This is a genomic window from Serratia sp. PL7 (assembly GCF_945957435.1).
Genome location: NZ_CAMFLB010000002.1, coordinates 181204 through 204841 on the forward strand (window position 1 = coordinate 181204; position 23638 = coordinate 204841).

The following is a 23638-nucleotide window of genomic DNA, read 5'->3' on the forward strand; positions in this document are numbered from 1 at the left end:
GAGCAGGTCCGCTACAGAGGGCTAAGCAGGCTGCAATGTTTGCCGTATGGGCCGAAATTTTTATCCGTTTTTTTTATCTGCGACTTGACCTAGACCAATCGGTCTATTATTCTCATTTCCATTATGACAAAACAGACGAATTGCAACGGGGATACCCGAGAACATCTGCTCGCTACCGGCGAAACGCTCAGCCTGCGCCTTGGTTTTACCGGCATGGGCCTCAGTGAGTTGCTCGCTACCGCTGGCGTGCCCAAAGGATCGTTCTATCACTATTTTCGCTCGAAGGAAGCTTTTGGCGAAGCGATGTTGCAACGCTATTTTGCCCATTATGACGCTCAAATGCAGGCGCTGTTTGCCGACTCCCGTAGCGATGCGCGTAATCAGTTATTAAGTTATTACGCCCAGGCCATCAGCTTCCACTGCCGTAGTGAGTGCCATAATGCTTGCCTGGCAGTGAAACTCTCCGCAGAGGTCAGCGATCTTTCTGAACCTATGCGCCATGCGTTGGAAGCGGGCACCAGCCGCGTGATCGGTCATCTGCAAGACGCGATCGAACGCGGCATCCGTGAAGGTTCACTGTCTATCACCATGAGCCCGGCGGCCACGGCGGAAACGCTGTACTCGCTGTGGTTGGGCGCATCGTTGCGGGCTAAAATCCGCCACTCGGTCGCCCCACTGACCTGTGCGCTGGAAAGTATCGAATTACTGTTGCGTCCAGCGCAACCATAACCCCCATTTTTTACCCGAAAAACATGTTAGCGAAATTGTTCACCATCACTAGTCGACTGGTCTAATACTATAGGATGCACTATGAAGATTGAAAAATTGTTCTCTCCGCTCAAAGTTGGCCACACCACCCTGCCCAACCGTGTGTTCATGGCTCCGCTGACTCGTCTGCGCAGCATCGAGCCAGGTGACATCCCAACGCCATTGATGGCGGAATATTATGCGCAGCGTGCCAGCGCTGGCCTGCTGATCACCGAAGCCACCCAGATTTCTTTCCAGGCGAAAGGTTATGCCGGAGCACCCGGTCTGCATACCCCAGAACAAATCGCCGCGTGGAAAAAAATCACCCAGGCAGTACATGACAAACAGGGTCATATCGCTGTGCAGCTTTGGCACGTAGGGCGTATCTCACACTCCAGCTTGCAGCCGGGCCAGCAGGCTCCCGTCGCGCCTTCAGCGATCAATGCCGAAACCCGCACCACGGTACGTGATGAAACCGGTGCCTGGGTCCGTGTGCCAACCTCTACCCCGCGCGCGTTGGAAACCAACGAAATTCCGGGGATCGTCAGCGATTTCCGTCAGGCAGCGGCCAACTCGCGTGAAGCCGGTTTTGACTATATTGAATTGCACGCCGCGCATGGTTACCTGCTGCACCAGTTTATGTCTCCGGCATCCAACCAGCGTACCGACCAATACGGTGGCAGCATTGAAAACCGTACCCGTCTGACGCTGGAAGTGGTCGATGCCAGCATTGCCGAAATCGGTGCCGATCGCGTTGGTATCCGTATCTCGCCGTTAGGCCCGTTCAATGGCTTGGACAACGGCGAAGATCAGGAAGAAGCGGCGTTGTATCTGATCGAAGAGTTGAACAAGCGCGGTATCGCCTACCTGCATATTTCCGAGCCGGATTGGGCCGGTGGCAAGCCTTACTCAACCGCGTTCCGCGATGCAGTAAGAGCACACTTCCAAGGCGTGATTATTGGCGCGGGTGCCTATACGGCGGAGAAAGCGGAAGAGCTGATCGCCCAAGGCTTTATTGATGCCGTCGCCTTTGGCCGCAGCTATATCGCCAACCCAGATCTGGTGGAGCGCTTTAAACAACAGGCTCCGCTCAACGAGCAGCGTGCCGATTTCTTCTACGGCGGTGGTGCCGAGGGTTATACCGACTACCCGACCCTGTAAGTGAATTAAATTGACTTTGCACTCAGCTAATTAGGTGCGCTAAATACCGCGACACCTCAGGCTGAGGTGGGTGGGAGCCATACAGGTTAGCCGACCGTTGAGCGCATGGACGCGCGATACGAGCCTCCATGGATGGATCCACGGCGTGTCGGCGTTCTGTCTGGCCCCCGCCTGCCGTACTATTATCCGCAGCCATATTTATTTGTGACAACGTCACCTATACCATCACCTACCACATGCGTTGAATTGCCTTATGCGACAAGGCTATACTGTCTGACGCTGTTCAAGTCACCTGCCGTCAGCCGCGGCATATCCAATCAGAGGAAATTATGCGCTTACTCCATACCATGCTCCGTGTCGGCGATCTGCAACGCTCCATCGACTTCTATACCAAGGTATTAGGCATGCGCTTACTGCGTACCAGCGAAAACACCGAGTACAAATACTCGCTGGCCTTCGTGGGTTATAGCGATGAAAGCGAAGGCTCGGTCATCGAACTGACCTATAACTGGGGCGTCGACAGCTACGAGATGGGCTCCGCTTTTGGTCATCTGGCGCTGGGCGTCGATGATGTAGCCGCTACCTGCGATAACATCCGTCAGGCCGGTGGCAAAGTCACCCGCGAAGCCGGCCCAGTCAAGGGCGGTACCACCGTGATTGCCTTCGTCGAAGATCCGGACGGCTACAAGATCGAACTGATCGAGAACAAGCACGCAGGTCACGGCCTCGGTAACTGAGGTTTCTCCAGGGCGCTCCATGCGCCCTGCTTTCTATCTCCGCTGCACCAAGACAAGAAATTTGTCATAATGCGCGCTGAATTCGCTAAAGATAAGAAACTGATGGCCGAAAAAAGTGATCTTAACGCCCTGAGTGGCCGTTTCCGTGGGTTTTATCCCGTTGTTATTGATGTGGAAACCGCCGGGTTTCATGCTCAGACCGATGCGCTGCTAGAGATTGCCGCCGTCACGCTGAAAATGGATGAAAATGGCTGGTTACAGCAAGATGAAACGCTGCATTTTCATGTAGAGCCGTTTGAAGGGGCAAACCTGCAACCGGAAGCGCTGGCCTTCAACGGTATCGATCCACATAATCCACTGCGTGGCGCAGTGAGTGAATATGATGCGCTGCATGCGATTTTCAAAGCCGTGCGTAAAGGCATTAAGGATCAGGGCTGTAACCGGGCAATCATCGTGGCGCATAATGCCAACTTTGATCACAGTTTCCTGATGGCCGCCGCCGAGCGTGCCAGCCTGAAGCGCAACCCGTTCCACCCGTTCGCCACCTTTGATACCGCAGCGCTTAGCGGGCTGGTATTGGGGCAGACGGTGCTGGCTAAAGCCTGTATTGCCGCCGGCATGCCGTTTGATAGCAGCCAGGCGCACTCAGCACTTTATGATACTCAGCAAACCGCCCAGCTATTCTGTGAACTGGTCAATCGCTGGAAACGTCTCGGTGGCTGGCCGATTGCCAACGTTGAATCGCAATAGCTTGCTGGCAAACTGACAGACATAAAAAAATCGGGCGGCACTGATAAAGGTGCCGCCCGATTTTATCTGGTAAACCCCTAGGCCATTAAGGCTGTTGGTCTTCCTGATCTTTATATTTCTCGGCCGTTTCTTTGATCAACGGCTGCAGTTCACCACGCTGGTACATCTCGATGATGATATCGCAGCCTCCAACCAGTTCACCATCGACCCACAGCTGTGGGAAGGTTGGCCAGTTGGCGTATTTTGGCAGCTCGGCGCGAATATCCGGGTTTTGCAGAATATCAACATAGGCAAAGCGTTCGCCACAGGCAGAAAGCGCCTGCACGGCCTGAGCAGAGAAACCGCAGCTTGGCAATTTCGGTGAGCCCTTCATATACAGCAGGATCGGGTTAGCAGAAATTTGCTGCTGAATTTTTTCAATCGTCGTCATTATTGCTTCCTCAAGCCACATCATGGCTACAACATGCATCACATTGTCTATTGTAGCGGCAGGACCGGTGCCAAGAAAACGCCATCTTTTGCAGGGACATTCTCTGATTGCCTCAGCAAACGCTGCGGTCACACCGAGCTGGTTAAAACATGGCCCCAGAATAACATTTTTAACCCGGACGTTTCACTATTATATTTGCGCAGCCCAATGCCGCGAGCAATAAGCCAACCGCATGATCCATGTCGCTTTTTTAGCCACTAGACGCTTGATTTTGCAACAATAAAAATGCCATTAACGTTTTCTCACAATATGAATTAGTATTTATGAGATCCACGCTGTTTTATAGGGTGAATTTCGGGAATACTGTGACTCATTCGATTTCTGTTTCGGAGCCAAGGTTGGTAACGTCGATATGCGGTTAATTATTACACTTTTTGTGCTGCTATTTACGCAGCTCTTCTTCAATTTGGCGCACGCTGCGCCACAGGCACGTGTTTCTGCCGAGCAGCGCAAGAGTCACGTTAATGAAGCCCGGCCAGACGACCGCAAAAAAAAGAAAGCGGAGAAAGCCAATAAAAAAGTGAAGGCAGCCACCCCTCCGAAAACGCTAAAAAACAAACAAGCAACCTTAAAGAACGCAAAAAAAACCACCAGCGTTAAAACCAAAAACCAGGTAACCAAAACGGCCAAGGTCAAAGTCACCCCGCCTAAGAAAGGCTATAAAAAAGGTTATGGTCGCCATCGTGAGGAAGGCAAGGCCACAGCAAAATTGGCTGGCCACGAAAAGCCTCTGAAACTTTCTGCCGCCCACAAAAAACGCTATCAGCACGCCAAGCAGACCGCAATGGCCAAGCTGATGGGGCAAATGGGTAAACCCTACCGTTGGGGTGGATCTTCACCCGGTACGGGCTTCGACTGTAGTGGGCTGATTTATTACGCGTACAAAGACGTTGTCAAAATCAAAATGCCGCGTACCGCCAACGAAATGTACCACCTCCGAGATGCTGCGCCGATCAAGCGCAATGAGCTTGAGATGGGCGATCTGGTGTTCTTCCGTATCAATAACCGTGGCACAGCCGATCACGTTGGTGTCTATCTTGGTAACGGCAAGTTCATCCAGTCACCGCGTACCGGTGAAGAAATTCGTATCAGTCAGTTGGATAATGACTATTGGCAGAACCATTATATTGGCGCCCGCCGCGTAGTGACCCCAACCACCATTCGTTGACTTGGCACGGCTGAGCCTAATGCTCAGCCGCGCACTCCTCTCCCAAAAAAACAAAAAGCCGCTGCGACTTCAATCAATCAGTCACTTGGCACACTTTGGATGTTCTTTTCGCTCGGAAAGTTGTTAAGATTAATAACCATAACAAAAGTGGTGCAATCGCGTTTTTTCGCCCTCGGCCACCAAGGCCCACAGTGTCGGAGAGACGTATTGTCTATAAAAGGAGAAAGCAATGTCGTTTGAATTACCTGCATTACCATATGAGAAAAACGCTCTCGAACCGCACATTTCCGCAGAAACGCTGGAATACCACTATGGCAAGCACCATAACACCTACGTGGTTAACCTGAACAACCTGGTGAAAGGCAGCGAGTTCGAAGGCAAATCCCTGGTCGAGATCGTCAAGACCTCCACCGGTGGGGTGTTCAACAACGCCGCTCAAGTCTGGAACCACACCTTCTATTGGCACTGCTTGTCACCGCAAGGTGGTGGCGAACCAACAGGCGCAGTGGCGGAGGCCATCAATAAGTCATTCGGCTCTTTCGCCGCCTTCAAAGAGCAGTTCACCGATGCCGCCGTGAAAAACTTCGGCGCTGGCTGGACCTGGCTGGTGAAAAAAGCGGACGGCAGTCTGGCAATCGTCAGCACCTCGAACGCGGCAACCCCGCTGACGGGCGCAGACGTTCCGCTATTGACCGTTGACGTGTGGGAACATGCTTACTATATCGACTACCGCAATGCGCGGCCAAAGTACCTGGAAAACTTCTGGGCGTTGGTGAACTGGGCGTTCGTGGCAGAAAACCTGGCTTAACGGCGGGTGGCTAGCTAATAATAAGGCGCAGCATCTAGCTGCGCCTTTGTTTTTCTGCTGCGGATCAGTTCAATGCGGCAATAAAACTGAAAGCAATAATCATTGCCAAAGCACCCACGGTGGTGAGTAATGACATCTTCAAATTGGTATCCATATACAACTCCCTCTCAGATTGGCTTTTCCAGAGCATAAGCCACACAGTTTATACGTCAAATCATTTTCCCACAGTCCGTGATTAAAATCTTGTTTTGATTTCCCCGCCGATAATTACCGATTAGCTCTTCCACTTTTCTTCAATTTGCGACAAAATCCGCAGTTCACAACTGCGTACCGATAAACTGCCCCTCCCTGTTCAAGCGATTTACGACTTCAGCACTAAAAACTCAGTTTTCGCTTATCTGGGGAAGGATCTACGCAGGCAAACGATTAACATCATACTTACATGCTGTAACATGTGGGTTTAGGAGTCATTTTTTACATGGCAACGATTAAAGATGTGGCCAAACGCGCTGGCGTTTCTACCACTACCGTTTCGCACGTTATCAATAAAACGCGTTTCGTCGCCGAAGATACCAAAACGGCCGTTTGGGCCGCTATCAAAGAGCTGCACTATTCACCCAGCGCCGTGGCCCGCAGCCTCAAGGTCAACCATACTAAATCGATCGGTTTGCTCGCCACCTCGAGCGAGGCTCCCTATTTTGCCGAAGTGATCGAAGCGGTAGAAAACAGCTGCTACAGCAAAGGCTATACCCTGATCTTGTGTAACTCGCACAATAATCTGGATAAACAGCAAGCCTATCTGGCGATGTTGGCGCAAAAACGTGTCGATGGCCTGCTGGTGATGTGCTCAGAATATCCAGATCAGCTACTGGGCATGCTGGAAGATTACCGTAATATTCCCATGGTGGTGATGGATTGGGGTACCGCGCGCGGAGACTTCACCGATACCATTATCGACAATGCCTTCGAGGGCGGCTACCTGGCAGGCCGCTACCTGATCGAGCGTGGCCACCGGGACATCGGTGCCATTCCGGGTCAACTGGCACGTAATACCGGTGGGGGTCGCCATCAAGGCTTTCTGAAAGCCATGAAGGAAGCCAACATCGAAGTGCGCGAAGAATGGGTCGTGCAGGGGGATTTCGAGCCCGAATCTGGCTACAAAGCCATGCATCAGATCCTGTCGCAAAAGCATCGCCCCACCGCCGTTTTCTGTGGCGGTGATATTATGGCCATGGGGGCGATCTGCGCCGCCGATGAGCTGGGGTTGCGTGTACCACAGGATATTTCTGTCATTGGCTACGACAACGTGCGTAATGCCCGCTACTTCACCCCAGCGCTGACCACCATTCACCAGCCGAAAGAGCGCCTGGGTGAGATGGCCTTTACCATGCTGTTGGATCGCATCATCAGCAAGCGTGAAGAGTCGCAGGTGATTGAAGTACATCCAAAACTTATCGAGCGCCGCTCAGTTGCCGATGGTCCTTTTGTCGATTACCGCCGTTAACTCATGTTGGGGCGCATGTGAACTGCCCCCGGATCCTCTTCACTGAGCCATTCCTGATTGAGCGTTTCGCTATCGCCCAGATAATCCAACAGCCAGGCCATGGCCGGCGACTGGGCGTTTTGCTGCCAGGTCAGGCAGCAGGCGCTGGGCGGGAAAGGCTCATGCAGTGGCAACACCACCAGTTCGCCACTTTGTACCAACGGCAATACTCGATGCGCGGGCACCATGCCCACACACAGCCCGGCACGCAAACAATCTACCGCCGAAACCCAGTCCGGCACGGTCAGCCGCCGCTGGTTGTCCAGCGACCAGGTCACCCGCTTGGGTAAATTGCGCGAAGTATCCTCCAACAGCAACGAGGGATAAGGCCGTAGCTGATCGTCGCGCAGCTTTCCTTCCAAGGTGGCGAGCGGATGTTTAGCATGTACTACGCAGAGCCAATTCATAAAACCCATATCGCGAAAGGCAAAACCGCCGCCGACCGGCACCGCCCGCGTTGCACCAATGGCCATCTCAGCGCGACCATCGACCAGTGCATCCCACACGCCGTTGAATACTTCAGGCTGCACTATCAGTTCTACGTCGGGGAAATGGCGATAAAAATCCAGCACCAGTTGGCGGCTGCGCTGAGGTTTGACGATCAGATCGACCGCAATCCGCAATTGCCCGCGCCAACCGTTGGCCACCTGCTGACACTGTCGTCGGGTATCGAGCATTTTTTTGATAACAACCCGTGCTTCTTTAACAAACAGCGCCCCCGCTGGCGTGAGTTCCACATCGCGGTGACGGCGTTCAAACAGCGGCACCGCCAGCCATTGCTCCAATTGGCGCACCGTATAGCTCACCGCCGAGGGAACGCGATGCAATTCCTGCGCCGCCGCGCTGAAACTACCGGTTCGCGCCACCGCATCTACCACATCGAGTGAATATTCAGACCACATAACTTTGCCTTCAAATTTTTTAACAGCACCTTGCAAATATTACCGTTTCACAAGCAGAGATCCAGCCGTATACACTTGCCGGCGCTTCAAAACCTGCGACAACATAATTTTAACGAGAAATAGCAATGCGAAATTTTGGATTTATGTTCTACCTGGCCGGCCTAAGTATGTTGGGCTATCTGGCTACCGATATGTACCTGCCCGCCTTTGGGGCCATGCAGCAGGATCTGCAAATCTCCGCTGGGGCGATCAGCGCCAGCCTGAGTATCTTCCTGGCAGGCTTTGCCTTCGCCCAGTTGCTGTGGGGGCCGCTGTCTGACCGCATTGGCCGTAAGCCCGTGTTATTGATTGGCCTGGCACTGTTCGCCGTCGGCTGTCTAGGTATGCTGTGGGTCGAAAACGTGGCACAACTGTGGTCACTGCGCTTTATCCAAGCCATTGGCGTGTGTTCCGCCGCCGTCACCTGGCAGGCGATCGTGGTCGATCGTTACCGCGATGGCAAAGCCAACCGCGTTTTCGCCTCCATTATGCCGCTGGTCGCACTCTCTCCGGCGCTGGCCCCGCTGCTAGGCGCCTGGTTGCTCAACCATATGGGATGGCGGGCCATCTTCGCCGTGCTGTTGGGGATTACCGCCCTGCTGCTGATCCCCACCTTACTGCTGAAAGACCGTAGCAGACTGGTACCTTCCGCCGATAAAAAGCCCAGCCTTGGCTTTATGCAGATCTTGAAATCCCCGGTATTCAGCGGCAACGTGATGGTTTTTGCCGCCTGTTCTGCCGGCTTCTTCGCCTGGCTGACGGGCTCACCCTTTATCCTCGGCGATATGGGGTATAGCCCAAACGATATTGGTTTGAGCTATGTGCCGCAAACACTGGCTTTCTTATTAGGGGGTTACAGCTGCCGTAGCGCGTTAAATCGCATTTCTGGCAAAACCTTGCTGCCGTGGCTGCTGTTAGCTTATGGCGTTAGCATGGTGGCGTTGTATCTGATTGCCACGTTGAGCGAACCAACGTTGACCACGCTGTTGATACCGTTCTGCTTTATGGCGTTAGTAAACGGTGCCAGCTATCCTATTCTAGTGGCCAATGCATTGATGCCCTTCCCCAACAACAGTGGCAAAGCCGCTGCGCTGCAAAATACGTTGCAGTTGGGGTTATGCTTTATCGCCAGCCTGTTGGTTTCGGCATTTATCGCCCAACCGCTGTTAGCCACGGCTAGCGTAATGGTTGCTACCGTATTTTTAGCAGCCTTGGGCTATCTGATCCAACGTGGGAAAGGAACGGATGATACGCAGGTAACACGGCAGGAGCATGCCGACTCCGTCTCATAATTCTCCTTGTAAATAGTCACTTAATGAAAATTCTTGCCGAGCGCGATTTGCAGTTGAGTCTACGCCTCGGCAAGCCTATACTCAAAACGACCTTTTAGAATAACAGTTATACTAAGCTCTTATTGCAGCAACTGCTGCGTACGTGGATGGCATCACACTTTATTTAAGGTAGCATTTACCCGCTTTATTTGACGCAGGGAGTCTCTTAAATTTCCTCTGTTCCAGTCGGATATCAGACACCACGGTGAAATTTTACCGTAGGTATACGTATGCCCCTGTAGAAATTGTCTACGCTAAATTCTGCAGGATCATAAGTCAGAAGAAGGTGATGGAGAAGCTATGAGTTCATCGTGTATAGAAGATCTGAGCATCCAGGATAACCATTGGTATCGTATCGCTCATGAAATGCTTAGCATGGCCGGTATTGAAATCAATGGTTCACGCCCTTTCGATATTCAGATCAATAATCCCAATTTCTTTAAACGCGTACTGCAAGACGGCTCCCTGGGGCTGGGTGAAAGCTATATGGACGGTTGGTGGGAGTGCGAACGGCTGGACATATTTTTTCAGCGGGTTGTCGCAGCTGGCCTGGAAAAGAAACTGCCCCACCACCTGAAGGATATCTTGCGTATTGCCGCCGCTCGCCTGACCAATTTGCAATCCCAAAAACGTGCCTGGATCGTTGGTAAAGAGCATTACGATCTGGGTAACGATTTGTTTACCCAGATGCTGGATCCCTACATGCAATATTCCTGTGGCTATTGGCAACAGGCCACTACGTTGGAAGAAGCACAAGAAGCCAAACTTCGGTTGATTTGCGAAAAACTGCACCTGCAGCCCGGCATGCGGGTATTGGACATCGGTTGTGGCTGGGGCGGCCTGTCTGCTTATGCGGCCAGGCACTACGGCGTTTCCATGGTGGGGGTCACCATCTCCGCCGAACAGCAGAAAATGGCGCAAGAACGCTGTGCCGGGCTGGACGTAGAAATTCTGCTGCAGGATTACCGCGATCTCTACCAACAGTTTGACCGCATCGTCTCGGTTGGCATGTTCGAACACGTTGGGCCGAAGAACTACCGCACCTATTTCGAGGTGGTGGAACGTAATTTAAAACCCGATGGCATTTTCCTGTTGCATACCATTGGCTCCAACGAAACCGATATGAACGTTGATCCGTGGATCAATAAATATATCTTCCCCAACGGTTGCCTGCCGTCAGTGAAGCATATTGCCCAGGCCAGCGAAGGCCGTTTCGTCATGGAAGATTGGCATAATATCGGCGCAGATTACGATCGTACTCTGATGGCCTGGTATGAACGCTTCAAACAGAGCTGGCCACAGCTGGCATCGCGCTATTCCGAACGTTTCGAAAGGATGTTCAGTTATTACCTTAATGCCTGTGCCGGGGCGTTCCGCGCTCGCGATATTCAACTTTGGCAGGTGGTATTCAGCCCTAAAGGCGTCGAAGGTGGCCTGCGAGTTCCCCGCTAAAATCCTTTACCCCAACCCACAGGGTTGGGGTAAAGGATAATCAACCGCAATAAACGCGAATGATTTTGTCTTCACTGTCACCCAGGAAGTTCAAGCGCTTTAGATTGAAGTCCATGGTTACCATAGAGTTATAAGGAATAGTCCGTACCTGCTGGGGAATATTAACCCCGTCCAACGCAGACAACGGTTTACCCACATAATTCTGATACTGCGATGCACCGCAGGTATCATCTTCAGCCTCGGCAGACTGTGAGTTCGCCTGTTCTGGGGAGCTTGAACAGGCGGTCAGCGCCAACAGCGCCGCTAGCATCATCGTTTTCCCATAAAACTTCACGTTTGGCTCCTATGTAGGGTTATCGGTACAGGATTCTCAGGCTTAGGGTACTGGCGGCTTGGTAACAGCTAACGCAGCCTCACGATTAGCCAACACGCGCTCGACGGTATCCACCACCGCCTGAGTTTGCGGATCGATTTCTATATTGACCTTATCGCCCAGGCGCTTTTTACCTAGCGTGGTGCGCTCAAGGGTTTCCGGGATCAAATGCACACAGAAACGGTTATTGACCACCTCACCTATAGTCAGGCTAATGCCGTCGATGCCGATAAAACCCTTATGCAGCACATATTTCATCAAATCGATATTCGGCATACGCAGCCAGATCTGGCGATTATTTTCCGAGGTATAGATCTTGGTGACTTCCGCAGTACAGATAATATGCCCGGACATCAGGTGCCCGCCGATTTCATCGTTAAACTTGGCGGCTCTTTCCAGATTGACTACATCACCCAGTTTAAGATCGCCAAGATTGGTCAACCGCAGGGTCTCTTTGATCAGGTCAAAGCTGACGCGATTGCCTGCAATCTCCGTGACGGTCAGGCAGCAGCCGTTGTGGGCTACCGAGGCCCCCAACTCCAGCCCTGGTAACAACTCATCAGGCATTTCAACAACGTGGGTACGGAAGTTGGGTTTTTCATCAACGGCAACCAGCGGGGCGGTGCCTTGTACGATACCGGTAAACATGTTGGCCTCTTCTTTATGACTATGTTCAACGCGCTGTAAGCAGTTTGCCCCAGTTACGGCAGAAAACCAAACGCACAACGGTAAAAAAGCGGTGCCTGCCTAGTTTATGCTCTGGGGCTAACAGCACTTTAGTTACAAGACGACGAGTATAACTATTTCTTTACAACCTTTGCTTAACCCCGACTAGCAGGTACAATCTTTTCGGCATATTCCGCAGTTTTTAGTTGTTGCTGATGCAGCAACACCCCTTCCCCATAAATAATTAGAAAGGTGTATACGTGCAGAAGTACTTTATTGAGGCGCGTAGTTTATTGGCCCTCGCAATTCCGGTCATCATCGCGCAAATATCCCAAACCGCAATGGGCGTGGTCGATACCATCATGGCTGGCTCTTATAGCGCCACGGATATGGCCGCCGTTGCCGTCGGGACCTCTATCTGGCTGCCGACCATCCTGTTCGGCCACGGTTTACTGTTGGCCTTGACCCCGGTAATCGCCCAGCTCAACGGCGCGGGCCGCCGCGATCGTATCGCGTATCAGGTGCGCCAGGGCTTTTGGCTGGCATCTGGGGTTTCACTACTGATTATCGCCGTGATTTATAACAGCCAGTTGGTGATCGACATGATGCACAACATCGATCCGCTGCTGGCTGAAAAAGCCGTTGGTTTCCTCCATGCCATTATGTGGGGAGCACCCGGCTATTTGTTCTTCCAGGTCGTCCGTGGCCAATGTGAAGGCCTATCCAAAACCAAGCCCGGCATGGTAATAGGCTTTTTGGGTCTGTTGATCAACATCCCGATCAACTACATATTGATTTTCGGCAAGTTTGGCATGCCGGAGATGGGCGGCGTTGGTTGTGGTGTCGCTACCGCCAGCGTGTATTGGATGATGTTCCTGATGATGCGCTGGTATGCCAAACGTGCGTCCTCGCTGCGGGATATCAAGCTGGAGGAAGGTGCACATCGTGGTCCGGACTGGCAGGCGTTAAAACGCCTGATCGGCATTGGCCTACCAGTTGCCCTGGCCTTGTTCTTTGAAGTGACGCTGTTTGCCGTGGTGGCATTACTGGTTTCACCGCTGGGTATCGTCGCGGTTGCCGGACACCAGATTGCCCTGAACTTCAGTTCACTGATGTTTGTACTGCCGCTATCGCTCGGCGTTGGGGCCACCATTCGCGTGGGACACCGTCTGGGCGAAGGATCGGTAGAGGGCGCTCGGATTGCCGCCTATGCGGCGATTGCCGTCGGCATCGCCATGGCCAGCTGCTCGGCGTTGTTCACCGCCGCGTTCCGCGAGTCTATCGCCCTGCTGTATAACGATAACCCTGCGGTCGTGACCATGGCCTCCCATCTGATGCTGCTGGCGGCGATTTACCAGATATCCGACTCCATCCAGGTTATCGGTAGCGGTATTCTGCGGGGCTATAAAGATACCAGGGCGATCTTCTACATCACCTTTGTGGCCTATTGGGTTCTCGGATTGCCAAGCGGCTACCTGCTGGCGCTGACGGACTACATCGTGCCGGCAATGGGGCCAAGCGGATTCTGGTTCGGCTTTATTATCGGTCTGACCTTTGCCGCCATCATGATGGTATTGCGGATGCGTTGGTTACAGCGCCAGCCTCCGGCGTTGATTTTGCAGCGTTCCACTCGTTAATAGCGTTCGCCGGTTTGTCTCAGGCAAACCGGCGAGTTCCTCGCCAGCCATTGCAGAAAAAACCACCTTACTGCACATAAGCTCAGCAATCGCGTGAAATACCAAATAAAATTGCGTTTTTCCCCTTGCCAGCGGCCGGGTTGCTCGTTAATATTCGTCCCCGCTGTCAGCCATGACAGAGAGGAAAAAGATGCGTCTGTAGCTCAGTTGGTTAGAGCACCACCTTGACATGGTGGGGGTCGATGGTTCGAGTCCATTCAGACGCACCAAATTCCTGAAAGTAGCCCAGTGCGTCCGTAGCTCAGTTGGTTAGAGCACCACCTTGACATGGTGGGGGTCGATGGTTCGAGTCCATTCGGACGCACCACTTCTTGTTTCGCTTCCCAGTATTATCTCTCGCCTAACGGTAACCCAATTTAACAGTAATACCGGACAGAGCGTCGGCCCGTCGCGTATCATCAGCGCAGTATCCTGATGGAGGTAATTTTGATGTCGGTTTTTAAATCACAGCTGCCGTTCGAACAACTCGACAATGGCCTCGCCCGCCGCCAAGGGCTAATGAGCGATGGGAGCACCGCCTGGGAAGTCAAATTTGCCGCAGGCACCTTCGACCAACTGCAAAAACGCCCCTATCCCCAGCAAATCCGCATCCTTTCTGGGATCTTCGAGTTCACCGTCGGCAGCGATGTGCATACTCTGATAGCCCAGGAAACGTTGGCGATCCCTGCCGCTACCGTATTTGGCTGTTTCTGTCTGGATGACGGAGTCCTGCTGGAAATCCAGCAAAACGTTTGAAAATGTGAAGTTCGTCACTTTATTTTTCGAAAACATAATCCGTTACAGTAATGCTATTTGCGCAACAAACCCGCTGGCAGGCGGCTTATTTGCGCCACATTTGCTGACTTTATGTACAAAACTGCCCGCAACTGCGGTTTTTTGTTTTGTTTCCAGCCGCATAGCCTTATAATGCGCAACGTCTTTCAGTTGAATGGTTTCAGCCCTTGATCTGCGAAAACGCAATTACAACAAATTCTCATCCTCGCTTTTTGCGCAGCCTACCCACACCTGGGCATCGGCCGAATTTTTCCACCCCATTTCGACCAAGGTCACCTATCCTTAACTATGTTTTGCATTGCCAGGCACAACCCAAATCCCTTACCGATGGCCTAGCCGCCGGTACCGTTAGTTTTATTATCCATCACAACTTGCAGAAAAAATCGTCATGAAAAAGACCAAAATTGTTTGTACTATCGGCCCGAAAACCGAGTCGGAAGAAATGCTGACCAGCCTGCTGAACGCGGGCATGAACGTAATGCGCCTTAACTTCTCCCACGGCGATTATGAAGAACACGGTAACCGCATCAAGAACATGCGTGCGGTCATTGCCAAAACCGGTATAAACGCCGGTATCCTGCTCGATACCAAAGGCCCGGAAATCCGTACCATGAAGCTGGAAGGCGGCGTTGATGCAGCCCTGGTTGCAGGCCAGACCTTCACCTTCACCACCGACCAGAGCGTTATCGGTAACAAAGAGCGCGTTGCGGTGACCTACCCTGGCTTTGCTGCCGACCTGAAAATTGGCAACACCGTACTGGTGGATGACGGCCTGATCGGTATGGAAGTGACTGCGGTTACCGAAAGCGAAGTGATCTGTAAGGTACTGAACAGCGGCGATCTGGGCGAAAACAAAGGCGTTAACCTGCCAGGTGTTTCCATTCAGCTGCCAGCGCTGGCCGAAAAAGACAAACGTGATCTGATCTTCGGTTGTGAGCAAGGCGTAGACTTCGTTGCGGCTTCCTTTATCCGTAAGCGTTCCGACGTGCTGGAAATCCGTGAGCACCTGAAGGCTCATGGCGGCGAAAACATTCAGATCATCTCCAAGATCGAAAACCAGGAAGGCCTGAACAACTTCGACGAGATCCTCGAAGCATCTGACGGCATCATGGTTGCCCGTGGCGATCTGGGTGTTGAAATCCCGGTAGAAGAAGTGATCTTCGCGCAGAAGATGATGATCGAGAAGTGTAACCGCGCACGCAAAGTGGTTATCACCGCTACCCAGATGCTGGATTCTATGATCAAGAACCCGCGCCCTACCCGTGCAGAAGCTGGTGACGTTGCCAACGCCATCCTGGACGGTACCGATGCGGTGATGCTGTCTGGTGAAAGCGCCAAGGGTAAATACCCGCTGGAAGCCGTCACCATCATGGCAACCATCTGCGAACGTACCGACCGCGTGATGCCTAGCCGTATCGACACCCTGAACGACAACCGTAAACTGCGTATTACTGAAGCGGTGTGCCGCGGTGCGGTAGAAACTGCCGAAAAACTGGACGCACCACTGATCGTGGTGGCTACCAGCGGCGGCAAGTCGGCCAAATCCGTGCGTAAGTACTTCCCTAACGCCGTGATCCTGGCGCTGACGACTAACGAAGTCACTGCTCGTCAGTTGATCCTGAGCAAAGGTATCACCACTCAGATGGTCAAAGAAATCGCTTCTACCGACGACTTCTACCGCATTGGTAAAGAAGTTGCTTTGGCGAGCGGCCTGGCACAGAAAGGCGACGTCGTGGTGATGGTTTCTGGTGCTCTGGTACCAAGCGGCACCACCAATACTGCCTCGGTTCACGTGCTGTAATAATAAACGTGACAACAAATCTGTGACCCAAACGCCGCTAAGCGGCGTTTTTTTTATCTGCAATACCGCACTTTCAGAAAAACGCAACCATTAAAGCGGTTTATTTCGCCAATTTCATTTGAGAGTTGTCCCATAGAATCAGGCTGTTTTCCTTCGATTTTTTAACTATTTTGCAAAACAAGATGCAAGTTTGAGCGAACGATCAAAATAAAGGGCCTTAATACAAAAAATTTATTCTCTTTCGAAAAAAGTTTGTGTAATACTTGTAACGCTACATGGAGATTAACTCAATCTAGAGGGTGTTATAATGAATCGTACTAAACTGGTACTGGGCGCGGTAATCCTGGCTTCTACTATGCTGGCTGGCTGCTCAAGCAACGCTAAAATCGATCAACTGTCTTCTGACGTTCAGACTCTGAACGCTAAAGTTGATCAGCTGAGCAACGACGTGAACGCAATCCGTTCTGACGTTCAAGCAGCTAAAGACGACGCAGCGCGCGCTAACCAGCGTCTGGACAACCAAGCACACGCTTACAAAAAGTAAGTTAGCTTCGGTTATTGAAAACGGTGCACATTGTGCACCGTTTTTTTTGCCTCTCATTAGCCCCCCTTACAGGCAAAAAAAAGCCCGGCTCAACGCCAGGCTTCAGATTGGTGACACAAGGGGTATACCACGCCCTTACACAATGCAGGAACTCAGTTCACCGAGCTAATCGGTGCCCCAGACTCGCCAGAGGTGTCAGCTCCCTCACCAGGAAGCGCTGTAGGCGGCGTAGCGACCTCAGAAGGCTCTTGCCCTGCACTGACCAGCACCGGCATACCTGAACGCCGTACGATGGCGCTGTCGAGCATTGCCTTATCGGTTTGTGGATCGGCAGCAAAGGCTTTCTGATTTTTAGAAAGCGTGATAGGCATGGTCTGGGGATCGTCACTGGCCACTCTAGACAATGGCTGATGTACTTCTACATAGCGTTTGCCGTCTGGCTCCACGGAGACCTTCACCGGTTCATTGACGATTTGCACTCTGGTGCCTTGTGGCACCTGGTTGAACAACGCTTCGATATCGTCCGGGCGCAGGCGGATACAGCCCGAGCTCACGCGCATCCCGATACCAAAGTTGGCATTGGTGCCGTGGATCAGGTATTCACCGTGCCCCATGGCCAGACGCATGGCAAACAGCCCCATCGGATTCTCTGGCCCAGCCGGTATTACCGCAGGCAGAGTCACACCCTGTGACTGGTAGCGCTTGCGGATGTTGGCGGTGGGTGTCCAGGTTGGATTCGGGATCTTCTGGCTGACCGAGGTCACCTTCAACGGTGTATTCATACCGGTCTGGCCAATACCGATCGGATAGACAATCACCTTATCTTCCCCTTTCGGGTAATAGTACAAGCGCAGTTCTGCCAGATTGACCACAATTCCTTCACGTGGGGTATCCGGCAGCAGCATCTGTGTCGGGATCGTCAGCGCCGACCCCGGTTTAGGCAGATAGGGATCGGTCCCCGGGTTAGCTTCCAGCATGCCCAACAGCCCAATCTTGTAGTCAGCCGCAATGGCTTCCAGCGAACGGCCATCGTTTGGCACGTTGTAAATCGTATTCTCACCAATCAGACGGCTGCCTGGCGGCGGCAATGGGTATTCGTTCGCACTGGCGACCTGGGTGCCGGTCAGTACGGTGGCGAATAACACGCCCATTAGAGTCAACGCACGTTTCATTCTTATCCCTATTGATTTTACGGTTCATTGCAAGGCTAGCGGTCGCTGGCCAGCAGGTAAATAAGATAAATGCTCGTTCGATATTAGCAAGAACCGAGTCAAAGGCAATAAATTGTAAAAAATCAACATGTTATAACGTAATCAAACACAGGAATTGTCAATGCATCGTCAACGAGTAACTGACTGAAATAGCTATGATTTGCGGAAAACAGGCGGAGCTTGGCAGGAATTGTAAAGGCTCATTGACATAACCTGTCATCAATAAGCCTTGGGTGCCCGGTCAGGCGAGCTGGGCCGCTTTACTGCGAATAGCGCGGATCATCGCTTCCAAACCTTGAGAACGGGAAGGCGTCAGATGTTGGCTCAAGGCCAGTTCGCCGAAGAATGGACGTACATCCAGATCGAGAATTTGCTGCGGCGTAAGCTGGTGATAAACAATAAACACCACCGCCAGCAACCCCTTGACGATGGCGGCATCGCTATCACCATGAAACTCAACACGCCCTTGCGCATTGTTGCTCATCACGATCCAGACCTGGCTTTGACAGCCAGAAATCAGGTTGGCTGCCTGCCGCTCGCTTTCATCCAGCGCTGGCAACTGGCTTCCCAGCTCGATTACGTACAGGTACTTCTCTTCCCAGTTCAGGCAGCGGGAAAAATTACGCACCAATTTATCTTTGTCCGGCAAATGCGCCATGGGGCTCCCTTTAATGATTAGCCTAACAAGCTGTGGATGCGCTGCAAACCGGCGACCAGCCGATCCACTTCCTGGCGGGTATTGTACAACGCCAGCGAGGCACGGCACATACTTGGCACCCGGTAGAATTCCATCAGCGGCATGGCGCAGTGGTGTCCGGTTCGGATCGCAATGCCGTATTGATCCAGGAAACTGCCCACATCGTAGGCATGGTGTTCACCCAGGTTAAAGGCAATCACGCCGGCACGCTGTGCGGGGCCATAGATCTTCAGCGTTGGCACTTGCTGCAATCCATCCAATGCGTAGCGCATTAAAGACTGCTCGTAATCGTGGATGTTTTCCAGCCCCAGAGCCTCGACATAGTCGATGGCCGCCCCTAGCCCCATCATGCCCGCAGTATTGGGCGAACCAGCCTCAAAACGCCAGGGAGGCGTTGCAAAGGTCGTGCCCTCCGACAAGCTGACCCGTTGGATCATTGCACCGCCGCCTTCCCACGGTGGCATCTGTTCCAATAACGCTTGCTTGCCATACAGAATACCGATACCGCTTGGCCCGTATAGCTTGTGGCCGGAGAACACATAGAAATCGCAGTCAAGCACCTGGACATCGATACGCTGGTGCATCACCGCCTGAGCGCCATCCACCAGCACCTTCAGCCCAGCCGCTTTGGCCACGGGAACGATCTCATGCAGTGGGTTGACGGTTCCGAGCACGTTCGATACCTGGGTGATCGCCAACAGCTTGGTGGAGGCGTCGATCAGGCCCGGCAGTTGTGCCAGATCCAAGGTGCCGTCTGGCTGCAATGGCCAAACACGCAGCGTGATGCCTCGCTCCTGTGCCAGCATTTGCCACGGCACAATGTTGGCGTGGTGCTCCATCTCGGTGATGATGATGCTATCGCCCGCCGTCAGCAAATGGCGGCCAAAGCTGTTAGCTACCAGATTAATGCCTTCGGTGGTACCTTTGACGAACACGATTTCTTCTGCAGAACCCGCGTTGATAAAGCGCGCCACTTGCTCACGCACGCCCTCCATCTGCTGGGTAGCTTCGGCGCTCAGCGTATGAATGCCGCGGTGAACCGCGGCATAACCGTGACGGTAGAAATCCAGTTCGCTGTCAATCACGCTCTGCGGTTTCTGCGCGCTCGCAGCACTGTCCAGATAAGCCAACGGTTGCCCATTGACCTCCCGAGCCAGCAGGGGAAAATCACTACGTATCCGTTCCAGGGGATAACTCATGCCGCCTCCTGGGGTAAACGATCGGCGATACGTGCCAGCACCAACTCCCGTATGACCGGGTCGGCAATGCCCTCCGTCAGTTCAGCGGCAAAGGCAAAGATGATCATCTGCTGCGCCGCGTGCTTATCAATACCGCGCGATTGCAGATAGAACAGTTGCTCTTCATCGATCCGGCCCACGGTGGCACCGTGGCTACATTTGACATCATCGGCGTAGATTTCCAACTGCGGTTTGGTATCTACCTCCGCCACCTTGCCCAACAACAGGTTGTGGTTGTTCATTTGTCCGTCGGTTTTGATCGCGTGTTGCGCGACCTTGATCATGCCGTTAAACACCGCTTTGGCTCGATCGCTGACCACCGTTTTGTGCAGTTGGCGGCTTTCGCAGTAGCCTTTGTTGTGTTCCAGATAGGTACGGGTATCGCATACCTCTTTACCTACCGGCAGCACCAGGCTATTGATGACCAGATTGCTCCCCTCACCGTTTAACTGCGCACTGGTGTGGTGGCGTGTCAGCCCCGCCCCGAGCAGGAAGCTGTCGCTTTTAACCCGCGCATCGCGGCCAACCAGCAGGTCGTTATGGGCAAAGTGATAACTGGCCTGGCTCTCAAACGCCAGTTTGCAATGATGCAGCTCGGCATTATCACCCACTGTCACGGTCAGGCGCGCACCGGTAAAGTGGGCCGCAGCGCTAACGCTGGTGTAGTGTTCGATGACCGAAGCTCGTGCGCCACTAGCAATCTCCAGATGATGCCGGTGATGCAACGTATTCACTTCACCGGGCTGCTCGCGACCGGTGCTGATATGCAACAGATAAAGGGGTTTAACCGGATCTGTGCCAGCCGCCAGGCTAATCACGCTGGTTTCCTGTGCCAGGCTTTCTGTCAAATGCAGGAAAATTTCAGGCTGGATCGGATCCGGCAGCGTGAGTGGCGCATCATAGGCCACCCTGGTCAAGCGGTAGTCGCCAAGATCCTCATCGCTCAGTTGTGAACATAAGCGCCCATCGACAAACACCAGGCGATACGCATCGATCTTCAACGCCAACTTGTCACGCTGCTCCGCACTGAGCACGTTGTCCACTGGCTCCAGAAACTGCTGCTCCAGCAAGCCTTCCAACGGAGTATATTTCCAGTTTTCCTGCTTGCGAGTCGGCCAGCCTTGGCGCAAAGCCTGCTGCCAATGCGCTAACGCATGCGCAGAACGCTCGCCGCCGCGAGCTTCGAACAGGCTGTACATCTGCTGTAGTGCCTGTGAACTACTGTTGGTCGGAAAGCCAGCCATAGCCCTGCTCCTCCAACTGTTTCACCAATGAGAAATCACCGGATTTCACTATGCGCCCCTGGGAAAGCACGTGAACGTAATCCGGTTTGATGTAATCGAGAATACGCTGATAGTGGGTGACAATAATAAAGGCGCGCTTGCCGTCACGCAGCGAATTGACGCCGTTGGCGACGATCTTCAGGGCATCGATATCCAACCCGGAGTCCGTTTCATCCAGAATGCACAGCTCCGGCTCCAGCGCGGCCATTTGCAGGATGTCGTTGCGCTTCTTCTCGCCGCCGGAAAAACCGACGTTGACCGAACGGGTCAACAGATCCGCTGGCATATTCAGCAACTCGATCTTCTGTTCGATAAAGTCGGCGAAGTCGAAGCGATCCAGCGCCTCTTGGCCGCGGTAATTACGCACCGCATTCACCGAGGTCTGCAGGAAGAAATGGTTGCTGACGCCGGGGATCTCTACCGGATACTGGAATGCCAGGAACACGCCCTCACCAGCCCGATCCTCAGGAGCCAGCTCCAGCAGATCTTTACCTTTAAACGTCACTTCCCCAGCGGTGACCTCATACTCTTCCCGGCCAGCCAACGTGGCCGAAAGCGTGCTTTTGCCAGAGCCGTTGGGCCCCATAATGGCGTGCACTTCGCCGGGTTTGATATCCAGGCTCAGCCCCTTGAGGATCTCATTACCTTCGGCGCTGACGTGCAAATTCTTGATACTTAACATGCTGTGTCCTCTGATCGCGCTGCTGCGCTATAAATACGGGTGCTTAACCGACGCTGTGTTCCAGGCTGATAGCCAGTAACTTCTGTGCCTCCACGGCAAACTCCAGCGGCAGCTCGGAGAACACGTCCTTACAGAAACCATTGACGATCATTGAGATAGCGTTATCTTCGCTGATGCCTCGTTGCAGGCAGTAGAACAGTTGGTCGTCACCAATCTTCGAGGTGGTAGCCTCATGCTCAAGCTGGGCGCTGTTATTGCGCGTTTCCACATAAGGGAAGGTATGCGCCCCGCTGTTGGGCCCGATCAGCATCGAATCGCACTGGGTAAAGTTACGGGCGTTTTCCGCCCCAGGCAGGATTTTCACCAGCCCACGATAGGTATTTTGGCTGTGCCCGGCGGAGATCCCTTTGGCAATAATGGTCGACCTGGTGTTTTTACCAATGTGGATCATCTTGGTGCCGGTATCCGCCTGTTGGTAGCCGCTGGTCAGCGCCACCGAGAAAAACTCACCGATCGAGTTGTCGCCCTGCAAGATCACGCTTGGGTATTTCCAGGTGATGGCCGAGCCGGTTTCCGACTGTGTCCACGACATTTTGGACCCAGAGCCTTCACACAGCGCACGCTTGGTGACGAAGTTAAGAATGCCGCCCTTGCTTTCTCCGCCGCCGGAGAACCAGTTTTGCACCGTGGAATACTTCACTTCGGCGTCTTTATGCAGGATAACTTCTACCACCGCCGCGTGCAGTTGATAGCTGTCGCGTACCGGCGCTGAGCAGCCTTCGATATAGCTGACGTAGCTGCCTTCATCGGCAATCAGAATGGTGCGTTCAAACTGGCCGGTTTTCGCAGCGTTAATACGGAAATAGGTGGAAAGCTCCATTGGGCAGCGTACGCCCTTCGGCACGTAGACGAAGGTGCCGTCGGAAGCCACCGCAGCGTTTAGTGCGGCAAAGAAGTTGTCGTTATGCGGCACCACTCGGCCCAGATACTTACGTACCAAGTCTGGATGGTCGTGAATGGCCTCACCGAACGAGCAGAAGATCACCCCACTCTCCGCCAGCTTTTCACGGTAAGTGGTCGCGACGGAAACCGAGTCGAAAATGGCGTCTACCGCCACTTCGCTACCTTCACGCACCGGGACACCCAACTGATTAAACGCCAGTTCAACCTCGCTGGTCAGGTAGCCGTTTTCCGTACTGGCGCCAGGCTGCTGCTCAGCCCCAGGCTGAGAACCGCAGGAGTCATCACAGCTGCCGCAGGACGGCGCTGAATAGTAGCTGTAATCCTGATAGTTCAGCTTGTCATAGTGGGCTTTAAGCCAGTGTGGCTCTTCCATTTGCAGCCAGGCACGGTAAGCCTCCAGGCGGAATTCCAGCATCCACTCGGGTTCGTTACGCTTGGCCGAAATGGCGCGTACCACCTCTTCGTTGATACCTTTGGCCAACTCATCGGTGGCCAGTTGGGTAAAGAATCCTTCCTTGTAGCGACCTTCGCTGACCCAAGCCGGTACATCTTTCGCTGCTTCTACGTTGCTTCGTGTCATG

The 23638-nt window shown here is 53.1% G+C and carries 24 protein-coding genes and 2 tRNA genes; 15 read left to right on the plus strand and 11 right to left on the minus strand.

From position 1 onward, the window contains the following. Positions 1 to 123 precede the first annotated feature (123 nt). The 4 genes from N6G83_RS15270 to rnt all read left to right on the plus strand — a co-directional run bounded on the left by N6G83_RS15270 (position 124) and on the right by rnt (position 3395). Positions 124 to 729, plus strand: a complete 606-nt coding sequence (locus tag N6G83_RS15270; RefSeq protein ID WP_029711408.1) for a TetR/AcrR family transcriptional regulator — start codon at positions 124 to 126, stop codon at positions 727 to 729. An 81-nt stretch (positions 730 to 810) separates the two neighbouring features. Beyond that, positions 811 to 1908 carry an alkene reductase gene (locus tag N6G83_RS15275; RefSeq protein ID WP_024529902.1) on the plus strand — a complete coding sequence of 366 codons (1098 nt, stop codon included), beginning with the start codon at positions 811 to 813 and terminating at the stop codon, positions 1906 to 1908. 329 nt (positions 1909 to 2237) lie between these two features. Continuing rightward, a complete protein-coding gene (gloA, locus tag N6G83_RS15280) occupies positions 2238 to 2645 on the plus strand; it encodes a lactoylglutathione lyase (RefSeq protein ID WP_024529901.1) in 408 nt (135 codons plus the stop codon). A gap of 69 nt (positions 2646 to 2714) precedes the next feature. Then, positions 2715 to 3395 carry a ribonuclease T gene (gene rnt / locus N6G83_RS15285; protein WP_021178094.1) on the plus strand — a complete coding sequence of 227 codons (681 nt, stop codon included), beginning with the start codon at positions 2715 to 2717 and terminating at the stop codon, positions 3393 to 3395. Between the two features lie 85 nt (positions 3396 to 3480). On the opposite strand, the gene N6G83_RS15290 is transcribed toward rnt, so the two are convergent. Beyond that, positions 3481 to 3828: a Grx4 family monothiol glutaredoxin gene (locus N6G83_RS15290; protein WP_172413932.1), complete on the minus strand. Its 348-nt coding sequence runs from the start codon at positions 3826 to 3828 to the stop codon at positions 3481 to 3483. A gap of 409 nt (positions 3829 to 4237) precedes the next feature. Here N6G83_RS15290 and N6G83_RS15295 point away from each other — a divergent pair, with 409 nt between their 5' ends. Both N6G83_RS15295 and sodB read left to right on the plus strand, forming a co-directional pair. Continuing rightward, positions 4238 to 5053: a C40 family peptidase gene (locus N6G83_RS15295; RefSeq protein ID WP_024529900.1), complete on the plus strand. Its 816-nt coding sequence runs from the start codon at positions 4238 to 4240 to the stop codon at positions 5051 to 5053. Positions 5054 to 5282: 229 nt separating this feature from the next. Continuing rightward, a complete protein-coding gene (gene sodB, locus N6G83_RS15300) occupies positions 5283 to 5861 on the plus strand; it encodes a superoxide dismutase [Fe] (RefSeq protein WP_021178097.1) in 579 nt (192 codons plus the stop codon). Between the two features lie 64 nt (positions 5862 to 5925). On the opposite strand, the gene N6G83_RS15305 is transcribed toward sodB, so the two are convergent. Beyond that, on the minus strand, positions 5926 to 6015 hold the full coding sequence (locus N6G83_RS15305; protein ID WP_158006235.1) for a YnhF family membrane protein: 90 nt from the start codon (positions 6013 to 6015) through the stop codon (positions 5926 to 5928). Positions 6016 to 6339: 324 nt separating this feature from the next. On the opposite strand from N6G83_RS15305, the gene purR reads away from it, so the two are divergent. Continuing rightward, the gene (gene purR, locus N6G83_RS15310; RefSeq protein WP_024529899.1) at positions 6340 to 7365 is read left to right on the plus strand and encodes an HTH-type transcriptional repressor PurR; all 1026 of its coding nucleotides are present in this window, start codon (positions 6340 to 6342) and stop codon (positions 7363 to 7365) included. Here the strand turns inward: purR and punR are convergent. Continuing rightward, complete coding sequence (gene punR, locus N6G83_RS15315) at positions 7362 to 8306, minus strand: DNA-binding transcriptional activator PunR (RefSeq protein WP_211136772.1); 945 nt, start codon at positions 8304 to 8306, stop codon at positions 7362 to 7364. The two genes, purR and punR, sit on opposite strands and share 4 nt — an antisense overlap. Positions 8307 to 8431: 125 nt before the next feature. Between punR and punC the strand changes: the two genes are divergently transcribed. Both punC and cfa read left to right on the plus strand, forming a co-directional pair. After that, entirely contained in the window at positions 8432 to 9637 is a 1206-nt protein-coding gene (punC, locus tag N6G83_RS15320; protein WP_211136771.1) for a purine nucleoside transporter PunC, read from the plus strand. Between the two features lie 339 nt (positions 9638 to 9976). Beyond that, the gene (cfa, locus tag N6G83_RS15325; RefSeq protein WP_024529896.1) at positions 9977 to 11128 is read left to right on the plus strand and encodes a cyclopropane fatty acyl phospholipid synthase; all 1152 of its coding nucleotides are present in this window, start codon (positions 9977 to 9979) and stop codon (positions 11126 to 11128) included. Positions 11129 to 11168: 40 nt separating this feature from the next. On the opposite strand, the gene N6G83_RS15330 is transcribed toward cfa, so the two are convergent. Continuing rightward, complete coding sequence (locus N6G83_RS15330; protein WP_037374799.1) at positions 11169 to 11462, minus strand: I78 family peptidase inhibitor; 294 nt, start codon at positions 11460 to 11462, stop codon at positions 11169 to 11171. A 42-nt stretch (positions 11463 to 11504) separates the two neighbouring features. Then, complete coding sequence (locus N6G83_RS15335; RefSeq protein WP_211136770.1) at positions 11505 to 12149, minus strand: riboflavin synthase subunit alpha; 645 nt, start codon at positions 12147 to 12149, stop codon at positions 11505 to 11507. Positions 12150 to 12427: 278 nt separating this feature from the next. Here N6G83_RS15335 and N6G83_RS15340 point away from each other — a divergent pair, with 278 nt between their 5' ends. The 6 genes from N6G83_RS15340 (at position 12428) to N6G83_RS15365 (ending at position 16983) form a co-directional block, all read left to right on the plus strand. Next, entirely contained in the window at positions 12428 to 13804 is a 1377-nt protein-coding gene (locus N6G83_RS15340; RefSeq protein WP_024486164.1) for an MATE family efflux transporter, read from the plus strand. A 192-nt stretch (positions 13805 to 13996) separates the two neighbouring features. Then, positions 13997 to 14073, plus strand: a tRNA-Val gene (locus N6G83_RS15345). A 21-nt stretch (positions 14074 to 14094) separates the two neighbouring features. Continuing rightward, positions 14095 to 14171, plus strand: a tRNA-Val gene (locus tag N6G83_RS15350). Between the two features lie 122 nt (positions 14172 to 14293). After that, positions 14294 to 14599, plus strand: coding sequence for a hypothetical protein (locus tag N6G83_RS15355; protein WP_024529893.1), 306 nt, complete (start codon positions 14294 to 14296; stop codon positions 14597 to 14599). A 427-nt stretch (positions 14600 to 15026) separates the two neighbouring features. Then, positions 15027 to 16439 carry a pyruvate kinase PykF gene (pykF, locus tag N6G83_RS15360; protein WP_024529892.1) on the plus strand — a complete coding sequence of 471 codons (1413 nt, stop codon included), beginning with the start codon at positions 15027 to 15029 and terminating at the stop codon, positions 16437 to 16439. 307 nt (positions 16440 to 16746) lie between these two features. Continuing rightward, a complete protein-coding gene (locus N6G83_RS15365; RefSeq protein ID WP_005165631.1) occupies positions 16747 to 16983 on the plus strand; it encodes a major outer membrane lipoprotein in 237 nt (78 codons plus the stop codon). A gap of 152 nt (positions 16984 to 17135) precedes the next feature. Here the strand turns inward: N6G83_RS15365 and N6G83_RS15370 are convergent, their stop codons facing one another. The 6 genes from N6G83_RS15370 to sufB form a co-directional block, all read right to left on the minus strand. Beyond that, positions 17136 to 18155, minus strand: coding sequence for a L,D-transpeptidase family protein (locus N6G83_RS15370; RefSeq protein WP_211135861.1), 1020 nt, complete (start codon positions 18153 to 18155; stop codon positions 17136 to 17138). A gap of 280 nt (positions 18156 to 18435) precedes the next feature. Then, a complete protein-coding gene (gene sufE / locus N6G83_RS15375) occupies positions 18436 to 18852 on the minus strand; it encodes a cysteine desulfuration protein SufE (protein ID WP_211135860.1) in 417 nt (138 codons plus the stop codon). 17 nt (positions 18853 to 18869) lie between these two features. Beyond that, positions 18870 to 20090 carry a cysteine desulfurase SufS gene (sufS, locus tag N6G83_RS15380; RefSeq protein ID WP_211135859.1) on the minus strand — a complete coding sequence of 407 codons (1221 nt, stop codon included), beginning with the start codon at positions 20088 to 20090 and terminating at the stop codon, positions 18870 to 18872. Beyond that, entirely contained in the window at positions 20087 to 21373 is a 1287-nt protein-coding gene (gene sufD / locus N6G83_RS15385) for a Fe-S cluster assembly protein SufD (RefSeq protein WP_024529888.1), read from the minus strand. The genes sufS and sufD overlap by 4 nt, the downstream gene beginning before the upstream one ends. Then, positions 21348 to 22094, minus strand: coding sequence for a Fe-S cluster assembly ATPase SufC (gene sufC / locus N6G83_RS15390; RefSeq protein WP_021804565.1), 747 nt, complete (start codon positions 22092 to 22094; stop codon positions 21348 to 21350). Before sufC ends, sufD begins: the two co-directional genes overlap by 26 nt. A gap of 43 nt (positions 22095 to 22137) precedes the next feature. Further along, positions 22138 to 23637, minus strand: a complete 1500-nt coding sequence (sufB, locus tag N6G83_RS15395; protein WP_024529887.1) for a Fe-S cluster assembly protein SufB — start codon at positions 23635 to 23637, stop codon at positions 22138 to 22140. Position 23638 lies beyond the last annotated feature (1 nt).